The organism is Streptomyces sp. NPDC021020, assembly GCF_044333285.1.
Lineage (GTDB): Bacteria > Actinomycetota > Actinomycetes > Streptomycetales > Streptomycetaceae > Actinacidiphila.
This window is the reverse complement of the sequence record NZ_JBIRQQ010000005.1, coordinates 640,474-660,410: the sequence shown is the minus strand read 5'-3', so window position 1 is coordinate 660,410 and position 19,937 is coordinate 640,474. Positions and strand designations below refer to the sequence as shown.

At 68.3% G+C, this 19,937-nt stretch carries 14 protein-coding genes and 3 pseudogenes; 10 read left to right on the top strand and 7 right to left on the bottom strand.

The annotated features are described in order from the left end of the window. Window positions 1-91: 91 nt before the first annotated feature. The 4 genes from ACH4SL_RS18205 (at window position 92) to ACH4SL_RS18190 (ending at window position 4,182) form a co-directional block, all read left to right on the top strand. Window positions 92-790: a hemolysin III family protein gene (locus ACH4SL_RS18205; RefSeq protein ID WP_398446496.1), complete on the top strand. Its 699-nt coding sequence runs from the start codon at window positions 92-94 to the stop codon at window positions 788-790. Between the two features lie 166 nt (window positions 791-956). Further along, on the top strand, window positions 957-2,651 hold the full coding sequence (locus ACH4SL_RS18200; RefSeq protein WP_398446494.1) for an MFS transporter: 1,695 nt from the start codon (window positions 957-959) through the stop codon (window positions 2,649-2,651). A 4-nt stretch (window positions 2,652-2,655) separates the two neighbouring features. Then, window positions 2,656-3,300, top strand: coding sequence for a TetR/AcrR family transcriptional regulator (locus tag ACH4SL_RS18195; RefSeq protein WP_398446492.1), 645 nt, complete (start codon window positions 2,656-2,658; stop codon window positions 3,298-3,300). A 216-nt stretch (window positions 3,301-3,516) separates the two neighbouring features. Further along, entirely contained in the window at window positions 3,517-4,182 is a 666-nt protein-coding gene (locus tag ACH4SL_RS18190; protein ID WP_398446490.1) for a zinc ribbon domain-containing protein, read from the top strand. A 45-nt stretch (window positions 4,183-4,227) separates the two neighbouring features. Here the strand turns inward: ACH4SL_RS18190 and ACH4SL_RS18185 are convergent, their stop codons facing one another. Beyond that, complete coding sequence (locus tag ACH4SL_RS18185; protein ID WP_398446488.1) at window positions 4,228-6,258, bottom strand: thioredoxin domain-containing protein; 2,031 nt, start codon at window positions 6,256-6,258, stop codon at window positions 4,228-4,230. Between the two features lie 121 nt (window positions 6,259-6,379). Here ACH4SL_RS18185 and ACH4SL_RS18180 point away from each other — a divergent pair. The 3 genes and pseudogenes from ACH4SL_RS18180 (at window position 6,380) to ACH4SL_RS18170 (ending at window position 11,072) form a co-directional block, all read left to right on the top strand. Further along, window positions 6,380-6,956: pseudogene (locus ACH4SL_RS18180) on the top strand (Uma2 family endonuclease). A gap of 703 nt (window positions 6,957-7,659) precedes the next feature. Next, complete coding sequence (locus ACH4SL_RS18175) at window positions 7,660-9,441, top strand: hypothetical protein (RefSeq protein ID WP_398446486.1); 1,782 nt, start codon at window positions 7,660-7,662, stop codon at window positions 9,439-9,441. A gap of 1,349 nt (window positions 9,442-10,790) precedes the next feature. Further along, entirely contained in the window at window positions 10,791-11,072 is a 282-nt protein-coding gene (locus ACH4SL_RS18170; protein ID WP_398446484.1) for a hypothetical protein, read from the top strand. Here the strand turns inward: ACH4SL_RS18170 and ACH4SL_RS18165 are convergent. The 6 genes and pseudogenes from ACH4SL_RS18165 to ACH4SL_RS18140 form a co-directional block, all read right to left on the bottom strand. Further along, on the bottom strand, window positions 11,062-11,829 hold the full coding sequence (locus ACH4SL_RS18165) for a transposase (RefSeq protein ID WP_398446482.1): 768 nt from the start codon (window positions 11,827-11,829) through the stop codon (window positions 11,062-11,064). The genes ACH4SL_RS18170 and ACH4SL_RS18165 overlap by 11 nt on opposite strands. A gap of 287 nt (window positions 11,830-12,116) precedes the next feature. Continuing rightward, a pseudogene (locus tag ACH4SL_RS18160) lies at window positions 12,117-12,271 on the bottom strand (DUF255 domain-containing protein); the annotation flags it as partial. 222 nt (window positions 12,272-12,493) lie between these two features. Next, the gene (locus ACH4SL_RS18155) at window positions 12,494-14,167 is read right to left on the bottom strand and encodes a DUF262 domain-containing protein (protein ID WP_398446480.1); all 1,674 of its coding nucleotides are present in this window, start codon (window positions 14,165-14,167) and stop codon (window positions 12,494-12,496) included. 2 nt (window positions 14,168-14,169) lie between these two features. Further along, window positions 14,170-15,195, bottom strand: coding sequence for a hypothetical protein (locus ACH4SL_RS18150; RefSeq protein ID WP_398446478.1), 1,026 nt, complete (start codon window positions 15,193-15,195; stop codon window positions 14,170-14,172). After that, entirely contained in the window at window positions 15,185-16,459 is a 1,275-nt protein-coding gene (locus tag ACH4SL_RS18145; RefSeq protein WP_398446476.1) for a DUF3696 domain-containing protein, read from the bottom strand. The genes ACH4SL_RS18150 and ACH4SL_RS18145 overlap by 11 nt, the downstream gene beginning before the upstream one ends. A gap of 261 nt (window positions 16,460-16,720) precedes the next feature. Continuing rightward, window positions 16,721-17,266, bottom strand: a complete 546-nt coding sequence (locus ACH4SL_RS18140; protein ID WP_398446474.1) for a Uma2 family endonuclease — start codon at window positions 17,264-17,266, stop codon at window positions 16,721-16,723. A 214-nt stretch (window positions 17,267-17,480) separates the two neighbouring features. Here ACH4SL_RS18140 and ACH4SL_RS18135 point away from each other — a divergent pair. The 3 genes and pseudogenes from ACH4SL_RS18135 to ACH4SL_RS18125 form a co-directional block, all read left to right on the top strand. Continuing rightward, window positions 17,481-17,750, top strand: a pseudogene (locus tag ACH4SL_RS18135) (Uma2 family endonuclease); the annotation flags it as partial. Window positions 17,751-17,890: 140 nt separating this feature from the next. Beyond that, window positions 17,891-18,238, top strand: coding sequence for a YciI family protein (locus ACH4SL_RS18130; protein WP_398446681.1), 348 nt, complete (start codon window positions 17,891-17,893; stop codon window positions 18,236-18,238). A gap of 59 nt (window positions 18,239-18,297) precedes the next feature. Then, window positions 18,298-19,584, top strand: coding sequence for an RNA polymerase sigma factor (locus ACH4SL_RS18125; protein ID WP_398446472.1), 1,287 nt, complete (start codon window positions 18,298-18,300; stop codon window positions 19,582-19,584). Window positions 19,585-19,937 lie beyond the last annotated feature (353 nt).

The window sequence follows — 19,937 nt, the reverse complement described above, 5'->3', positions numbered from 1 at the left end:
TTCCCCGAACGGCCGATCACACCGTCCGGACGGCCCACGCGACGCGGGCGTGCGGCGGGCAACCTACGGTGGCGTAGGTAGCATTGACGGCATGAGCGCCGTCGATCAGACTGCTGAAATGCCCGCCGAAGTCGATGCACTCGATCCGCCGAAACCTGTGAAACCCATGCTCAGAGGGTGGTTGCACGCCGGCATGTTCCCGGCCGTGCTCATCGCGGGTGTCGCGCTGACCGCCTTCGCCCAGAGCACCAGAGGGCGTATCGCGTGCGCCGTCTTCACCGTCTCGGCGTGCGCGCTGTTCGGCGTGAGCGCGCTCTACCACCGGGGGAACTGGGGGCCACGCGTCTCCGGAATTTTGCGCCGACTTGACCATGCGAACATCTTCCTGATCATCGCGGGCACCTACACGCCGCTGGCGATACTGCTGCTGCCGGGCGGGACGTCCCATCTGCTGCTGTGGCTGGTGTGGGCGGGCGCGCTCGCGGGTATAGCCTTCCGGGTCTTCTGGGTCGGCGCGCCGCGGTGGCTGTACACGCCGTGCTACATCGCACTCGGCTGGGTCGCGGTCTTCTTCCTGCCGGACTTCCTGCGCACCGGTGGCGTCGCGGTGATGGTCTGCGTGATCGTCGGCGGCATCCTCTACAGCACGGGCGCGGCGGTCTACGGCTTCAAGAAGCCGAACCCGTCACCGCGCTGGTTCGGCTTCCACGAGGTCTTCCACTCCTTCACGCTCGCGGCGTTCATCGTCCACTACGTCGGCATCTCGCTCGTCGCCTACCAGCACGGGTAGCCGCGACAGCGCCCCTCTCCACGACAGGCCCGTACCCCTCGGGGGTACGGGCCTTCGTCATGCCCGGACACAGGCGGCCGGAACGGCTTGGCGCCCGCACGTCATGAGAGCTACTCTTTTTTGAGAGTCACTGTCATTTGATTCTCACTCGCAGGAGAGCTTCGCCATGTCTTCCTCCGCTCCCTCTTCCTCCTCGGCACCGCCGCACGCGGACCCGCGGCGCTGGCTCGCGCTCGTCGCGCTGTGCCTGAGCATGCTCGTGCTGAGCTTCGACACCACGATCCTCAACGTCGCCCTGCCGACGATGGCCGACGAGATCGGCGCCACCACCGGCGACATGCAGTGGATCGTCGACTCCTACACCGTCGTCTTCGCCGCCGCGATGCTGCCCGCAGGGCTCCTCGGCGACCGCTTCGGGCGGCGCCGGATGCTCATCGCCGGGCTCGCGGTCTTCCTCGCCGGATCGGTGCTGGGCTCGCTGGTCGGCAGCCCCGGCGGGGTCATCGCCGCCCGTACGGTGATGGGCCTGGGCGGCGCCTTCGTCATGCCGCTCGCCCTGTCCGTGATACCCGGGCTGTTCGGCCCCGCCGAGCGCCCCCGCGCGGTGGCGCTCGCCAGCACCGCGGTCGCCTTCGGCATGCCGCTCGGGCCGATCATCGGCGGCGCGCTGCTCAAGAGCTTCTGGTGGGGCTCGGTCTTCCTGGTCAACATCCCGCTGGTCGGGATCGCGATCGTCGCGTGCGTGTGGCTGCTGCCCGAGACCCGCGACCCGGCCGCCCCGCGGGTGCGCGTCACCAGCACCGTCTGCGCCACGGCGGGGCTCGGCGCGCTCGTCTACGGCATCATCGAGGCGCCCGGCCGCGGCTGGGGCGACGCGCTGGTCGTCGCCTCGCTCGCCGCGGGGGCGCTGCTGCTGGCCGCGCTCGTGCTGCGCGAGCGCCGGGTGGCGCGGCCGATGCTGGACATGAGCCTGCTGCGGCAGCGCGGCTTCCTGTGGAATTCCGTCGCCGCCACGCTGGTCAGCTTCATCCTCACCGGCATGGTCTTCGTCCTGCCGTCGTACCTCCAGACCACGCTCGGCCACGACGCGCTCGGTACGGGCCTGCGGCTGCTGCCGATGATGGGCGGGCTCATGGTCGCCGCCCGGCTCGCCCCGGCGCTGGTGGCGAAGGCGGGCCCGCGCCCGGTGATCGCCGCGGGCATGCTGGCGCTGGCCGCGGGCGCCTTCCTCGGCGCCACCACCTCCGCGGGGGACGGCTACGGGCGGATCGCGGTGTGGCTGACCGTCGCCGGGGTGGGGCTCGGGCTCAGCGTCGTCCCGTCCATGAACGGCGCGCTCGGCGCGCTCCCGCGCGAGCGCGCCGGCAGCGGGTCCGGACTGCTCCAGACGCTGCGGCAGACCGGCGCGGCCGTGGGCGTCGCGATCCTCGGCAGCGTGCTGGCCGCCGCCTACCGCGGCCGCCTCGACACCGCGGGCCTGTCGCCGGACGCCGCGCACGCCGCCCGCGAGTCGCTGGTCGGCGCGCACGCGGTGGCCGTACGTACCGGGCACGGGGCCCTCACGGCGTCGGCGGACGCGGCGTACGTGCACGGGATGGACGTCGCGCTCGCCGTGTGCGGGGCGGCGGCGCTCGCGGCGGGGCTGCTGCTGGCGGCCTTCCTGCCGAACCCGCGGCCGGGACGGGCGGAGACGAGGGCGGCGGGGGGCTCCTCCGGGGCGGCGGGTGCGGGCCCGGCTCCCGTTGCGCAGGGCGCGGCCGGGGCGGGTACGGCCGGTGCGCAGGGCGCGGCCGATGTGCAGGGCGCCGACAGCAGCCCCGCCGGGCCGCTCGCCGAGCCGCGGGCGGATGCCCGACAATGAGCACATGCCGCCCTACCCCTGCGAAGACGCCCCCGCCACCACCCCGCCCCGGCCCGCCGGCCTGCGCGAACGCAAGAAGGCGGCGACCCGGCAGGCGATCCGCAGGGCGGCCCACCGGCTCTTCGCGGAGCACGGCTACGACGCCACGCCGGTGGACCGGATCGCCGCGGAGGCGGACGTCTCGCCGAGCACGGTCTTCCGGTACTTCCCCACCAAGGAGGACATCGTCCTGACGGACGAGTACGACGACGAGATGGCGGAGGTCCTGCGCGCCCGCCCGCTCGACGAGCGCCCGCTCGCGTCCGTGCGGTACGTCATGCACGCCGTCCTCGGCCGGGCGATGCGGGATCCGGAGGGCCGCGAGGAGATGATCCGGCGCGAGGAACTCGTCCGGGACGTCCCCGCGATCCGCGCCCGCGCGCACGAGAGCATGTCCGCGACCGGCCGGCTGCTCGGCGGCATCATCGCCGAGCGCACCGGCCGGCGGGCGGACGATCTGGAGGTCCGGGTCTTCGCCGCGGCCGTCTTCGCCGCGCTGCACGAGGCGTCGCTGTACTGGGTGGAGCACGACCGCGACGAGGACTTCGTCCTGCTCCTCGACCGCACCCTGGCCATGCTGCGGCACGGCCTGGACCTGCGGACCCATTGACAACTGCCGCCCCACGCGACCCCGTTCGCCCCGCCCTTTCTCCCCCGGGCGGGGCGGTGTGCGACAGTGTTACCGGCCCGCACCGGCCTTGATCGGTGGGCATCGGTGGGCCAGACCGGAAGGACCGCGGGGAGGTCCGGCACCGGGGACGGAGGGTGTCAGGACACCCTCCGGGGCGGCCGGTGGGGTACCGGCCGGCGAGCGCTCTGGGGAGGCGTGGCGTTGACCGCGGAGATCTACTTCAGCAACAACTACCGTGACCTGTGCGTCGAGCACGGTACGGGCGCGGGTTTCCAGTTCGAGTTCTCCTGCAACCGCTGCCAGGACACCTGGCGTTCGCCCTTCGAGGCGTACACCGGCGGCAGGATGGCCAGTTGGGTCGGCAAGGGCGTCAACGCCGCGTGGGGGGTGCTGGGCCGTACCGGCTCCGGTGTGTCCAGCGCCGCGGACGGCCTGGCCGGCGCCGGGTACGGCAGCTCGCGCGACACGGCCTTCAAGAAGGCCATCGACACCGCGCAGGGCCACTTCAACCGCTGCCCGCGCTGCACCAACTACGTGTGCAACCGCTGCTGGAACGCCGACCAGGGCATCTGCCTGACCTGCGCGCCCGACACCGCCGCCGAGGCACTCGCCGCCCGCCGCCGCGGCCTCAACGACATGGTCGCCGAACGCGCCTACGCCGACGGCCAGAACGCCGGCGGGACCTTCGACGTCTCCACCCCGCGCCAACTGGTGTGCCCGCAGTGCCAGGGCGAGACGCACGGCTCGGCCTTCTGCCCGCACTGCGGCCACCGGCTGGCCCAGCAGGACACCTGCGCGTCGTGCAGCGCGCAACTGCCCGCGGGTTCCGCCTTCTGCCCCGACTGCGGCACCCGCCGCTGAGCCCCCGGGAGGCTCTGCGGCACCCGCCGCTGGGCCCCCGCGGGGCTACCCTCCCGGCCGGAGCTGGCTGCGGAGGGTGCGCGGGTCGGACGTGGGCGCGTCGCACACGAAGTTGCGGCAGACGTACGCGGCGGCGCGCCCTCCGCGGGTGGCACGGCGGTACAGCAGCGGGAATTCCCCCGCGCCCTCCTCGCCGACGGCCACCACCGCGCCCGGCGCCGCCGCGAGCAGCGCGGTGCGGTGCAGCTCGGCGGTGAGCGGGTCGCCGGTGTCGCCCACGACGGCGACCTCGCGCGGCCCGTCGAGCGCGGCCTCCGCGACGGCCAGGCCCCAGCCGATGAAGCGCGGCGCTCGCCCCGCGAGCGCGCCGACCACGCCGAGCGCCCGCTCAGCGGCCGAGCGGTGCGGCTCCGCGCCGGTGTGCGCGGCGTACGCCAGCAGTGCCCCGGCCGCCGCGGTCCAGCCCGAGGGCGTCGCGTTGTCGGTGGGGTCCTGCGGGCGCCGGATGAGCGTCTCGGCGTCGTCGGCGGTGTCGTAGAGGGAGCCGTCGTCGCCGGTGAAGTGGTGCAGGACGGAGTCCAGGAGCAGCCCGGCGAAGTCGAGCCAGACGCCCTCGCCGGTCACCGAGGCGAGCGCGAGGAAGCCCTCGGCGACGTCCGCGTAGTCCTCCAGCACACCGTCGTTGGCGCCCGCGACGCCGTCCCGCGAGGTGCGGGTGAGGCGGCCGCGGCCGTCCATGTGGACGCGCACCAGCAGGTCGGCCGCGTCCACCGCCGCCTGCACGAGGTCGGTGCGGTCGAAGTAGGCGCCCGTCTCGGCGAGCGCGGCGATGGCCAGCCCGTTCCAGGCGGCGACCACCTTGTCGTCCCGCCCCGGCCGCGCCCGCCGGGCCCGCGCGCCGAGCAGCCGCTCGCGTACGGAGGCGACCCGGGCGGCGTCCACCACCCCGCCGCCCTGCGGGAGTTGCAGCACGGAGGCGCCCTCCTCGAAGGTGCCCTCGTCGGTGACCCCGAAGTAGTCGGCGGCGAACTTCCCGTCCGCCTCGCCCAGTTCGGCCGCGAGCTGCTCGGGCGTCCAGACGTAGTAGGCGCCTTCGGTGTGCCGCCCGCTGCCGTCGTCGCTGTCGGCGTCCAGCGCGGAGGCGAAGCCGCCCTCGTCGGTGGCGAGTTCGCCGACGATGAAGTCCGCGGTCTCCAGCGCGACGCGCCGGGCGAGGTCCGAGCCGGTGGCCCGCCACAGATGCGCGTAGACCCGCGCCAGCAGCGCGTTGTCGTACAGCATCTTCTCAAAATGGGGCACAACCCACTCCCGGTCCACGCTGTAGCGCGCGAAGCCGCCACCGAGCTGGTCGTAGATGCCGCCGCGGGCCATCGCCTCGCACGTGTCCCGCGCCATCTGGAGCGCGCCCTCCGCGCCGGTGCGCGCGTGGTGCCGCAGCAGGAACTCCAGCGCCATGGACGGCGGGAATTTCGGCGCCCCGCCGAACCCGCCCCGCCGCGCGTCGTACTCCCGCGTCAGCCCCAGCAGCGCGGCCCCCATCTCCTTCTCACCGGGCAGCGCGCGCGCCTCGTACACCGCCCCCCGGTCGGCGAGGTCCCGCACGATCCGTCCCGCCACGTCCGCGACCTCCTCCCGCCGGTCCCGCCACGCGGCCACCACCCCGCGCAGCACCTCCATGAACGCCGGCATCCCCTGCCGCGCCCTCGGCGGAAAGTACGTCCCGAAGTAGAACGGCTCCCCCTCCGCCGTCAGAAACACCGTCATCGGCCACCCCCCCTGCCCGGTGGCCGCCTGCACCGCCTCCATGTACACCGCGTCGACATCCGGCCGCTCCTCCCGGTCGACCTTGACGGACACGAAGTGCTCGTTGAGATACGCCGCGGTCGCCTCGTCCTCGAACGACTCGTGCGCCATCACATGACACCAGTGACACGCGCTGTACCCCACACTCAGCAGCACCGGCACCCCCCGCCGCCGCGCCTCCCCAAACGCCTCCGCCCCCCACGGCCACCAGTCCACCGGGTTGTCGGCATGCTGCAACAGATAGGGCGATGTGGCGTCCCCGAGTCGATTCACGCGGCCACCCTCTCACGGGCCCCGCCCGGGGCGCCGCCCTTGCTGCCCGGTGTTGCAACCCCATGTCCCGTACGCTGATCCGGAGAGCATGGTGCCCGCTCGGCGACGGAGGAGGTACGCCGTGAGCGCGGAGATGACCACGCCGGCATGGATGCACGAGCTGGTGACCGCCGAGCAGTACGGCTCCTGGTCGCCCGAGCAGTGCGCCGGTATCGAGGTCGTGGATGGAATCGTCGTCGTGGACCCGAGCGCGTCCAAGTGGCACAACCGCCTCGCCCGTATCCTCGCCAACGCCCTCGACGCGGCGGGCGGCGCCGAGTGGAACGCGGACACCGACTTCGACGTCCGCCTCCAGGACGTCCCGCTGATCAACCGGCGCCCCGACGTCGTCGTCCACCGGGCCAACACCATCGACGTCACCCCGCCCCGGCCGGAGCACGTGCTGCTGCTGGTCGAGGTCGTCTCCCCCAGCGAGGAGACCACCGACCGGCTGGTCAAGCTCCAGCAGTACGCCCGCGCGGGCGTCCCCTTCTACTGGCGGATCGAGCAGTCCGCAGGCGCGGTGCCGCTCGTCTATACGTATCTATACGTACATCCTCGACCCCGCCACCAAGGCCTACCGGGACGGCGAAATGTTCACCGGCGCGATCAAGACTGCCGCTCCGTTCCCCGTCACTGTCGACCTGGGCGCCGTCTGACAGCGCCGGAAGATTCCCCGTGACGGAACACAAGGGAAAGCGTAAATTCCGGGAGCGCCTGGAGGCTCTTTTCGCTGCTGCTGGCTCCCCTAAGCCAGCCGCCATCTGCTCTGCGAGCAGGAACCGCCTGGGGCGAAGTTCCCTGTCCGTGCAGCGCATCAGCGATTGGCGAAGCGGGAAGCACACACCAACCAATAAGCTCTTCCGAGAGTTTCTCCGGGCGGTCGACAGCTTGGCTCGGCAGCGCAACATCGCCCTCCCTGTCGCACTGGCCGACCCGGCAGTTTGGGATCGCCTACTGCGCGCGGCGCGAGCAAAGACTCCCAGTCCGGCGCTGGAGGAATCGCGCCAGATCACAGTCGGCGCAGGCCGGATCCCGATCCGCCCTGTGGTTGAGTCCGATCCTCTGGAACTGGGCGTACACCGAACAAGTCGCCTCGAGGGCGCTACTCCACTACCAGCCTATGTGCCACGGGACGCGGACAGCGCGGTCTCGGCTCAACTGGTGGAAGCCAGGGAAACCGGAGGCCTCGTCTTGTTGGTCGGCGAGTCCACAGCCGGAAAATCGCGGTGCGCCTTCGAGGCTGTACGACGCGAACTGCCCGAACACTGGATCATCGCCCCGCCTGCAGCCAGCGACCTGAGCCCCGTGCTAGCGCATGTGTCCCTACCAAGGCCCGGCCGACGGGGGTGGGTGCTCTGGTTGGACGACCTCGACCGCTTCCTCCTTCCCGGCAGCCTCGATCAAGGCATGTTGTCTGCGCTTCTAGAGCAACGGGTTGTGGTCGTGGCCACCATGCGTTCTGAGGTGTACGGCAATTACAGTGAGCGCGCGTTGCGTGGCGTGGACGCTGGCGTAGCATCCGTGCGCCGCCTTGGATCCCGGATCCTGAACCTCATCGAGCCCCTCGTACTGGACCGGCAGTGGTCCAATACAGAAATGGGTAGGCTCCACGCGCACCTGGCACACCCAAACTCGGACAGCCGCCTGGCTGACGCATCCCACCACCACGGCGTTCACGGCATCGCGGAATACCTCGCAGCCGGACCGAAGCTGCTCGAGGAATTCCTGACGACTCGACGCCAGCCGAAAGGTCATCCCCGTGGTGCTGCCTTGGTTCAGGCAGCGATTGATCTTGCACGGGCAGGCATCTCCACCCCTTTGCCCGCCGAGACCCTGCTGGAACTGTCCGCGTGCTATCTCAGTGCCGGGGATGCCTCACGCCTCCAAGCTGAGAGCCCGGAGCAGGCTCTAGTGTGGGCAACCCAGATCCAGTTCGGTGTGGCAGGAATGCTGGTTGCCACGGAAGCTGCCGGGGCTTGGCGGCCATTCGACTACCTCGTCGACGCCATTTCCCGTGCTGTCGAAGCGACGGCCATCCCCGACGAGGTTTGGGAAGCTGCGGTCACGCATGCGGATGGCGGTAGCGAGCTGCTACCTGTTGGACGGTCTGCTTTCCGCTTCGGTCGTCTGGTGCTCGCCGAGCGCTGCTTTTCCCCGCTGGCGGCCCGGGGTAACCACGTCGCAATGCACGACCTTGGGTTCGTGCAGCGCGAAAGACGTCCGGAACACACCTGGCCTTCGTGGTACCGGAGCGTATCTGAGACAGGAACCCCGTTGCAGGCCCGCACCCTTGGCGCCCTCCACGAAATTGAAGGGCGATGGGACGAAGCAGCGGCCTGCTACGAGAGGGCCGCCGGCCAGGGAGATGCTCTTGCCATGCGACTCCGCGGTGTGATCGCCCAGCGGCATAAGCAAGACGACGAAGCTCATGAGTGGTACGTTCGCGCTGCAGAAGGCGGAGATGCAGTTGCAGTCGCATTTTTCAATGAACCAGGAATCTACCGGCCCGAAATGGGAAACGAGCTGGGTTCGGAAACCTGGGACCCGAACGTCGAATGGGATGAGGAGGACGAAAAGCCGTGGCAGATGACGGCCCGCACATCACGCATCCTCAGCTGCAACCTGGAGATCCTCGCCGATATGGCTCACGACGAGTTGACCGAGCTGGGTGACCAGCCGATCTCCCCGAACAGCTTCGGGATCTTCTTTGCACTCTTGCCGGCCTCCACATGGAACCAGTCATGGCATTGGCGGCGCAGAGTGCTAAGAGCTCTGGATGATCTAAACGAGGACATCACTCTCGGCCGCTCTCCCCATCCACGCTGCGCAGCGGAGGAACTGGCGCTCCACTTTGCCCTAGCGAGCGCGTCGGCAATGACATGCGATGAACCAGATCTGGTGGCTGAGTTCACACAAGGACTCCCCGAACAGCAGGGCGACTACGACTGGGATGTTTGTTCAGATCTGCTTTTCCAGGACCACGATGTGCTTTTTCTCTACGACCCGATGCTGCAAGGACTAGAGCACCCCGACAACCCGCTCAACCGACGTATGGGCATTGGAGACCTGCGGCCAGAAGGATGGTTCGAGGAGTTCGGGAACGCGTCACCTCGCGATCCATCCCGAGGATTCACACATTGATGCTATCTCGCCAAATCGCGTCACCACGTGCTGATCTTTATCGATGCCGACTGACTGGCGTCCGTGAGCTCGACCCTCGTAGACGCTCACCAGCATGCCGCCGGGAATAGAAAGAGGATCTCCACGGCCTAGCGCTCGGCCGCTTTCCGGGGGATCGACCGCCAGGTACCTGGCTTCCGGTGCGCTGGGCCGTTGACCTTCCTCGGCGTCACGGGCCAGAACACACACGACTTCATGCGGTTCAGTTCACCGCGGCAACCGAGGCGAGAGGCGCCCTTGGACGCAGCTGAAGTGCCAAGGGCTACACCTTCCAGAGCCATCCGGACCTGGCTACGGGACCAAGGCATCCCGCACATGTTCTTGAGCGGGCTGACCAGATCCGCGACCGGCTCCGGCGCGGCGGCAAGGGCGGCCGCCCGCCTCGCTTCGAGAGGAGAGCCGATCCCTTCGAGCAGCCGCTGCTCTTCCTTCGACTCAGATATGGACGCGAGGCGTGAAGGTAACTCCCGGTCGACGATCCGGACCGGAAGTCCGGACACTATCGGCCCGACCAGGCACTTCGCGCGCCTTGGCACGCAAGGTGCCTCGGAGTTCGGCTACCGCGCAGCCTTGTATGAGGTCAGCGCACCTGGTGGTGCGCCGTCGCTCTGAAAGGATTCTCACCGTGACCGTGGCGCTTCTGTCCACTGCGATCTGTGCTGGTGCACTCACCCTCCAGCGCGCCATCTACCCCCTGACCCTTCTGGTCGGGTTCTTGTGCGCACTGCGCGGCCTTGGCGCCCCCGAGCGGGTCTTGACCTTCCGTGCCTTTGCCCAAGCAGTTGCCGACGTGGGCAGCCACCCCACGCGCAGTTCGACGCGATCGCCCCTGCGCTCCCCTTCCGCTCAACTACATTGATGAGAAATTGAAGTGACAGGCGCAACGTCAGATGTAGCAGCGCCAAGGAACCTCAGTGTCAGGAAAGATCCTCTGCTCGACCGGTCGGTGCCACCACTCTGTGGATTTGAAGCACCCCATGAGCCAATGTGCTGCCGCGCTGCCAGCTGATCATGGGTTCGCCGTACTCGTTCTGTCCGCCATGTCAGCCCAGCGGCTGACCTCTTGGCGTTCCCAAACCAGCATTCACGGCTATGCGCCCAACGCGCCGACTCTTCAGGCACCTTCGGCACCTTACTCCCACCCTTTTACCCTGCGGGGCCAGGCTAGATCGAGCAACAACGCACTAGCACTCCTAAAGGTTGTCCCGTAACCAGGGCCCGGTGTCTCGCGGCATACTGGCGCTCGTTGATGACCTTGTTCGGGTGTGGGGGCGTTCGTGCTTGAGTTGCGATGTGAGGCGGTCCGCTGGGTGGACGATGAGCCGTGGCCCGGGGTGGTCGAGGTTCAGTTCACGGATGCGGCGGGACGGCGCCGGTCGCTGTTCGACAAGGCCCCGATCTTCGCGGCGATGGGCGAGCTCGGCCCGGACACGTCGTATCCGGTGGAGGTCACCGTTGCCTGCGCGGTCGCCGAGGGCGACGGCCTGGCGGGGGATGACGAGTTTGTCACCGTCTCCACCTCAGTGCATGGCGTCACGACGCCCGACGGCCTTGAGGAGTTCACGGTGCGGCGGGACCAGCTCATCCGCTGAGCGCAAGGTTGTGGAGCCGTGCGACGCCCAGCATCGCGTGGTGCACGCCGGCTCCGCGCAGGCGGCAGTCGCGCAGGATTTTCCAGTTCTTCATTCGTGAGAAGACGTGCTCGACCCGGGCCCGGGCCCTGCAGTGGACAGCGTTGTCGGCTTCCTGCTCGGGCGTGAGGTGCTCCTGTCCGCGACGCCGCCGGTGCGGAATCAGGGCGCCGGTCCCCTGGTAGCCACCGTCCGCCAGGACCGGCGCGTCCCGGCAGGCGCGGTCGACACCGGACTCGGTGAAGGCCCGGCAGTCGTTGCGGTTGCCCGGCAGAGGCAGTCCGACGGCGACGACCAGCCGGCTGTTGGCGTCGATCACCACCTGCTGATTGGTCGAGTACCGGTAGTTCTTGCTGGAGGCCGCGATCGTCCGGTCGCGGGTGGGGACCAGGGTGCCGTCCACGATCAGTACGGTGTCCTGCCGCGGCCGGCGGGCGGGCGAGATCGCTAGCAGTGGTGCGAGGTGGTCCAGCACCCGGTCCGCAGCGGACTTCGAGATCCCGAACAGTGGCGCGACCTGCCGCAACGTCAGGTTGGTCCGCCAGTAGGTGGCGACCAGCAGCACCCGGTCCGCCAAGCAGAGCCGCCAAGGCCGCCCGCGCTGGACGTCACCGCCACGACGTCGGACCAGCGCAACCAGTTTGCGGAACTGCGACTCGCTCAACCCCGAGAACAGCTCGATCCACATCGGATCGCTCGCCGAGATCACCCCATCCATGCCATGACCAACGCGGATGCGAGGCGGCAGTTACGGGACAACCTTTAGGTACGAACAGCGTGTCCAGGCGAGACCACCCCCGGTACGAAGAGGCTTGTGCGGCTAATCTCGGTGAACCTGCGATCACGGTTCCATGCCCACCACTCCCTACTCAGAAATAAATGAGGTTGACGGGCGGGCAGGTCCTCTCATGCCGACCTGTCGCGAGGTGGGATTGCCCCGGTCGTCCGGCTCCAGGATCGCCCTGACGCTCGTCCACTTCTCCACGGAGTTCAACAAGTGCACTGGCACCAGTGACACGCCGAATACCCCACACTCAGCAGCACCGGCACCCCCGCCGCCGCGCCTCCCCGAACACCTCCGCCCCCCACGGCCACCAGTCCACCGAGTTGTCGGCATGCTGCAACAGGTAGGGCGAGGTCACACCAGCCAACCAGTTCATGTGCCTCAGCCTCTCACAGAGACCCACCCCCGACGGCTGAACCCGCATGCAGCCACTCGCTCAACCGATGGGGACCCACTACGCCGTTGCCCGGCATGAGGATCGGATTCCTAGAGCCATAGTGGAGACACGGTGCGCAACGACATCGTGCGTGGTCGGCGAATCCATAGCAGCAAGCCATATCATGCCCTCGAGGCTGTACGCACCTGGACTCGGCGCTCGTCACTCGGTGTCGATATCGGCTTCCCCAACCTCCTTGTCAGCCGACTCGATTCCCAGGCTCTCGATAAACTGCCTCTCCCGCGCAGCCACCTCACGCTGGTGCGTAATGATGAAGCTGGTGTAGTCGTCGACCTTGAGATGCTCGATGGATGCGAGACTGACTCCGTGTGAGTCCAGGATGTCGGTCCGTCCTTCCTCCGCGAGCCTGATAAGCGCCTGCCTGATCGACACACCGGGCGGCGTCGTCATGACGATCCGGTTGGCGGGACTGGACGCCCCTGGTACCCCGCTCTGGGTGATGATGTGCCGGTAGGTCTCGGTGTGTGCCGTCGCCAACTGTTCCAGCACGTTGGCGATACTGCCATCGAGGTTCTTCCGCTCCGGGAACGTCTGCAGGTCCCAGAGGAGGTAGGCACGCACCCGTGCGCTGCGCAGGTCGAAGCGCGCGGGAAAGGCGCGAGCCCGCTCGCCTGAGAAGCTGAGCCCGCTCTTTCCCTGAGCAAATGCCTTCATCTGCTGGATGGAATTACGGACCTGAGTGGTGGTGGCCCCGGCGAATGTGCCCGCCAGCGACGTGGTCCAGAACCAGTTCCGGAGTTTGTCCCGCTGCTCTGCGTCCGCGTTTCCGGAGAAGTGGAAGAAGACAGCGAGCAGCATGATCTGAATGTTGTAGGGAACCAGGCGGGCCAGCGGAACCCGGACCTCGTCCCGAAGAAACTCGACTACCTCCTGCAGGATCCGGTCGGCGTCCTCCACTGCGGTAGTGAGCTGGTCCTGCACCTTGCGGGCCATCGTCTCCCAGGAGGTGTCCCGCTGCACATCCTCCTCACCGGAGAGCGCGAGGACCGTCTGGAAGATCGTCATGATCGGGATCTCCCCGAATCCCGAGGCAGCGACACGCTCCTTAATTTCCTCCATCTTGTCGCTGAGCGTCTCCGGCCCGGTGACTTCGTAGGTCAGGGCGGAGACCATCTGGTCAGGGCGCATCTTCTGGCCGCTGCTGTTGATCCTGGAGAAGACCTCAATAGCCTGCCGGAGAGTGCCACCCTCCATTTTCACCACGGAGACCTTGTAGTTCTTCACCCGCTTCGCGATGCGCTCGCTCTCGTTGGTGAGGCTGTCCGCCTCTTCCCGGGAGTCTGAGACATCGGACAGCTTTCGCGCGTATTCGAGAAAGTCCAGGGTCCCAAGCACGGATCTCATGGGGAGGAAATTTCCGGGCGTCGCCTCGCCGCTCTTCCAGTGGCGGTAGCGCACGCCATCGTGGTCCGACCGGCCGAGCGGCCGGTAGACCCACCACATCCAGTCCTCTTGCTGCGCTGACTGCGGGGCGTCGGCCGAGCGGTGGAGGACCCCGAAGAGCGTCGAGAGCCGCTGATGTCCATCTAGCACATAGGCGACTTTCGCTCCCTCCGGCGCCGGCGGGATGCTGCGCCCACCAATAACGTCGAGGCTCGCGAGCGGCATGGTGGTCTCCCAGATGAGCAGGCTTCCCATCGGATAGCCGCGCTCCATACTGTCGAAGAGCTGCAGCATCTGGTCGGGGCGCCACAGGAATGGGCGCTGGAACTTCGGCACCCGCAGCTCGCCCCGGGAAATCCGCTCCAGCACCTCCTCCAAGAAGTGGACCTCCGGCACCACTGAGATATCCTTGACCATCTCAATGTCTCCCATGCTTAGATCACGCCTCGAATCTTTTCGAACATTGATCGCAGTTCCTGTGTCACACCGGAACCCAGCGCATCCAGGTCCCGACCCGATATTCCGCCGCGCATCACCTCTTGCAGAAACAGGCCCGGCAAATCCGTGCCGAAGCCCTCCTGGAGGGCGATGAGATCCTGCTCCGCCACTCCGTCATACAGACCACCGTGGCGCAGTGGGACGAAGTAAGTCGTCCCCGCCTGCCCGGAGTGGCGCCCTTTTCGGTCAGCGCTCTTCTGCGACTTACCCTTGAATCCATGCTTCATGTCGAAGTGGGCGCGCTGGTCGGATGAGAGTGTTTTGAGGGACTCCAGGCGCTTGGCCATAGAAGACATCCCGACGGCTTTCTTTGGCTGTCGCGCGAGAACCCGGTTGGGAATGTAATTCTCCATCTCCCGGAAGCTAAGGACGTGGGAATGAACGCCTTTGCGGGCCGCAGCATCGGCCTTCTCATGGTTACCGGTCCGGTCAGCCGGGTGGAAGCTGTCGCTGTCGATGATCAGGACCACGCGCTTGGTCCTGGAGAACTTCGCAGCCTGGTCGACGGCGTGCCAGGTCGCGCCGTCCTTGCCGCCTCCGTTGAAAACGCCGAGGCGACTGCCCTCCTTGGCGTCGACGACCTCCTGGCAGCCCATCAGGCGTGCGAGCGCCTCGATCATCTGCCAGTCGTAGATCGCGTTCTCCACCACCAGCACGGCCGGCCGCTCCAGGTCGCGGATGTCATCCGCCAGCGTCTCGCCAGCCACTCTGACCATGCCCGCAGTACCGCCATGCGGAGCCCATGCCTGGGCCATGCTCGCCTTCTGTGCGAGCAGCAGGTAGATCTGAGCCAAAGTCGGGACGTGCCGCAGGAAGAAGGCATGGACGGCGTCCACATCACGCGGGGAAATCACCCACTCGTGTCGTGCCTCCCGGAAGAACGCGATCAGCTTCAGTATGAGCTCCGCGTTCTCGTCACCCTGGTGATCCTTCAACAGATCGACCGGAATCTCAACGCGCATCGTCGGTCCGTTCAGCCTGCGCGTCCGCGATGGCGCGAACTTCATCGAAGTCCTCCGAGAAGACTCCTCTCGGCCAGTAGTCGAGGTTGCCCAGGGTGTCTACTTCGATCTTTCGCAAGGAAGCGGATCCCTCGGCCTGCTCAACGAAGTAGATCTTCACGTCCTCCGGCGTCAGTTTCCGCTCCGCAATCCGCCGGCGTAGCCTGAGGAGGAAGTTCTCACTATGTGTTTCCACCAGGAATCGCACTTGCGACTGGCGCACGGCGTCGACGTAGAGATCGGCGATCGCGGCGTGCGCCGACGGATGGAGGTGGAGCTCGGGCTCCTCCACAATTTCGATCACGGGTTTCGCGGGCGGCTCCACCCGGTCCATGGCGCGCTGGACCACGATCGGGAGGAACTGGACCACTCCGGTGCCCACGTCATCGATGTGGACAACCAGATCGGTGTCGCGCAGGGAACGCAGCTTGGGGACGTACATTCCCGAGCCGACATCGGTCACTTCGAGGCGCCACCCGGGCAGGATTTTTGCCAGCAGGGCATTGAACTCACGACCGATCCGACCACGCCCGTGCATCTCGTCCGTGGCGAGCATGCCCAGCGCCCGCTCGCCCCGATAGCCGACACTTCCCGACGCTCTGGCCGGCGATCGGAAGAAACGCTCTGGACTCTTCCTGAACGGACCCAGGTACCGGATCTCGTCAAACTCTTTTCGAATCCTCCTGGTGACTCCGTGAACGCCGCCGACAGAATCCGCCCAGTCCGTCGAATCGGGCAGCAGGCCGCGAAACCCAACGCTTTCCTCCCGCCCGTCGACGAGATACTCTCGCTTCTCTGAAGAATAAGCATCGCTACTGGGGATCCAGGTGAGGTTCGTGGTCTCCGAGCCGGAGGAGATCTCCAACGAGGAAACCAGCTGAATTCCCTGGTTGGCGATGTTCTGGACTTCGGCGGTAGCGCTGAGAACTGTTCCGCTGTCGATGCCGAACGATGCCCCTATGTGAATGCGCCCATGGGGCGACGAGCCATGGATCAGATCGGTGAACGAGGGAGTGAAGCCGTGGAGGGCGTCCAAGTCCAGAGGAGACGGGGAATCGCCGCGGATACCGGTGGACAGGAGCGGGAGCGCTCGCACTACCGCGCTCTTACCGGAGTTATTCTGTCCCAGCACCACGGTGATTTTTCCGAGCTCCACCTGCTGCCGCTCTTTGAAGCAGCGGTAGTTCTCCAGCGAGAACCATTCCAACGACACCTGGGCTCCCATTCAGTCAATCCTGTCTGGCGAGGCCGCGCGACCTCGGTGCACACCGCTCCGGCAATACTCTCAGACGGTGGAAGCTCTGTGCCCGAGTCTTCACATCCCGGAGATACCCAACGGCTCAGTGGTCGTTCGCGCCGTCGATCTCCTGCACGATGTGGCCGTGCCACTCCAGCAGCGAACACACCTCGCTCACGGCCACGCGCGTGCGAGCGAGATCGCGTCCACGAGACGGTTCGGCATACCCTCGTGAACCGGCCGGTGCGATCAGCGGGCGTCCGCCTCGGGCCGGGGCAGCTCGTCCAGGTCGAGGGTGTAGGTCCGCCCGTCGGCCAGCTCGATGGGCAGCTTGCCCGAGCCGTACTTGTGCGTGTGCGCTGCGATGTAGCCGGAGCCGGTCGGCCGGGTGTGGACGACGACCTCCGCGGCGTACGGGTCCACCACCACGTAGACTGGGATGCCGTAGCGGCCGTACTTCGCAGTGCAGTCGTCGTAGTCCTTGCGGGCGGAGGAAACCGACACCACCTCGGCGATCAGCAGCACGTCCTCGAAGCCGTAGCGCTTGCCCTGCCGCTGAGCGTCCTCCCGCAGGATCGCGAAGTCCGGGGCCGAGTTCTCGTCAGCCGGGAAGTCCAGGTACACGTCGGAGGCGGTCTTCGCATGCCGGCCGAGCGAGAGCGAGTCGATCTGCATCGACTTGATCGTGCTGGAGTGCTCAAAGCTCTGCGGAGTCATGACCACCTTCCCCTCCGTACCGAAGAAGACCACGTGCCCAGCGGGGAACTCGGTGTGCATGACCGCGTCGACGCTCATCAACGGTTCCTTCCTGTCGTCTCCCAGGATAAGGGGCCACGATCCCGTACTGCGTCTGCAACGAGAGTGACGACTGGCGGCGTCGTGTTTTTGGGCAGTGGCAGCGCGGTGTGGACTCCAGGCATCGGCATATCCGCTGCCCGCACCGCATTCGCCAGGTCTGCCGCCCTGATCCGCGACTCCGCCGAGCGCGCAGTCCTCCTCCGCCGGGGCGCCGACCCGGCCGGAGCACGTGCTGCTGCTGGTCGAGGTCGTCTCCCCCGGCTCGGAGACCACCGACCGGGTGGTCAAGCTCCAGCAGTACGCCCGCGCGGGCGTCCCCTTCTACTGGCGGATCGAGCAGTCCGCGGGCGCGGTGCCGCTCGTGTACACCTACCTGCTGGACCAGGCGAGCGGCGCCTACCGGGAGGGCGAGGTCTTCACCGGAGCGGTGAAGGCGACCGTTCCCTTCGCCGTGGACATCGATCTCACGAACCTGGGCTGACCTGGGTCGACGCACGGCCCCGAAAAGATTCTGCCGCCGTGTCGAATCGGGCGGCGGTCGTTCGACGCAGGGGTGAGGGCGCGGGAGAGCGGCCTCCCGGCCGGAAGGCCGGCGGACTCAGGGAGAACACCGTGCGTTACATGATGTTGCTGCGGCTCGACCCCGCCAAGGCGCCCAGTGAGGGGCCCAGTGCGGAGTTGATGGAGGAGATGGGGAAGCTGCTGGAGGACATGGCCAAGGCGGGGGTCATGCTGGATACCGGGGGGCTGCGGGCCAGTGAGCCGGGGTCGGTGATTCGGCAGGTCAAGGGGAAGCAGACGGTGTTGGACGGGCCGTTCAGCGAGGCCAAGGAGGTCATCGGGGGGTACGCGATCATCCAGGCCAAGTCGCTGGAGGAGGCCACCTCGTGGGCCTCGCGCTTCCTCGCCGTCCACGGCGAGGAGTGGGAGATCGAGGCCGAGGTGCGGCTCGTGGAGGAGCCCGAGTAACGGCCTGCGCGGGGCGTCGGCTTTGCGCCGGCGCCCCGCGGCTGCTGTCATGGGGGGTCATGACGGCAGCCGGGGACCAGCAAGCGCGGCGCGCGGTCGAGGCCGTCTGGCGCATCGAGTCGCCGCGGCTGGTCGCCGGGCTCACCCGGCTCGTCCACGACATAGGCGTCGCCGAGGAACTCGCGCAGGACGCGCTGGTCGCCGCCCTGGAGCAGTGGCCGCACGAGGGCGTACCGCGCAACCCCGGCGCCTGGCTCATGACCACCGCCAAGCGCCGCGGCATCGACCTCGTCCGCCGCAACGAGACCTTCGCCCGCAAGCTGCGGCTGCTCGGCCACGAGCTGGAGACCGCCCAGGGCGCGGCCGTCTTCGAGCAGCCCGCCGACGAGCCCATCGAGGACGACCTGCTGCGGCTCGTCTTCGTCGCCTGCCACCCCGTCCTCTCCCGCGAGGCCCGCCTCGCCCTCACCCTGCGGCTGCTCGGCGGGCTCACCACCGACGAGATCGCCCGCGCCTTCCTCGTCCCCGAGGCCACCGTCGCCCAGCGCATCGTCCGCGCCAAGCGCACCCTCGCCAAGGAGCGGGTGCCCTTCGAGGTGCCGTACGGGGCCGAGCTCGCGGAGCGGCTCGCGTCCGTGCTGGAGGTCGTCTACCTCATCTTCAACGAGGGCTACTCCGCGACCGCCGGGGACGACTGGATGCGCCCCGCGCTCTGCGAGGACGCGCTGCGGCTGGCCCGCGTACTCCAGGGGCTGCTCCCCGCCGAGCCCGAGGTCCACGCCCTCGCCGCGCTCCTGGAGGTGCAGGCCTCCCGGTCCGCCGCCCGCACCGCGCCCGACGGCACACCCGTCACCCTCCTCGACCAGGACCGCAGGCGGTGGGACCGGCTCCTGATCCACCGCGGCTTCGCCGCGCTCGCCCGCGCCGACGCCGCCGCCCGCGCCCGCGGTGCCGCGCCCGGGCCGTACGCGCTCCAGGCCGCCATCGCCGCGTGCCACGCCCAGGCGGTCAGGGCCGAGGACACGGACTGGGTCCGCATCGCCGACCTCTACCGCGCGCTGGGCGCTGTCGCGCCCTCGCCCGTCGTCGAGCTCAACCGGGCGGTCGCGGTCGGCATGGCGGAAGGGCCCGCCGCGGGGCTTTCCATCGCCGATGAGGTCGCCTCCGGCGGGGCGCTGGACGGTTACCACCTGCTTCCGAGTGTGCGGGGGGATCTTCTCGCGCGGCTCGGCCGCGTGGGCGCTGCCCGCGCCGAATTTGTGAGGGCTGCTGCTCTTACTCGTAACTCCGCCGAGCGGGCCCTCTTGCTGCGGCGGGCCGCCGCGCTTCCCTCCGGGGAGAGGTAGGGGGCTCTCGGCTCGCCGCAGGGGCTTCTCGGGGCAGGCCCCGCGCCCCTTGGCCTACGTCGGCGGCTTTCCCGCCGCGGGGGTTTCCCGCGCCTGGCGGCGCGGGGTGTTCCCCACCCCCACCACCCGTGCAGGTAGGAGCAAAAGTTGCGGTCCCCCTGTGGGGGTTGCACGCCGTCGGGGGCGAGCAGCAGTCCTTCGGACATTCACCCCACCGGCAGGCAGCCGCCGACGAGACGCCGGGAGGGGGACGGTGCGGGGTGCCCCCGCAGGAATGCGCACGCAGGACCCGCCACCTACGGCATGAGGCCAGACGCGCATTCCGAGGAGGTGCCCCGTGCCGGCACCCGACC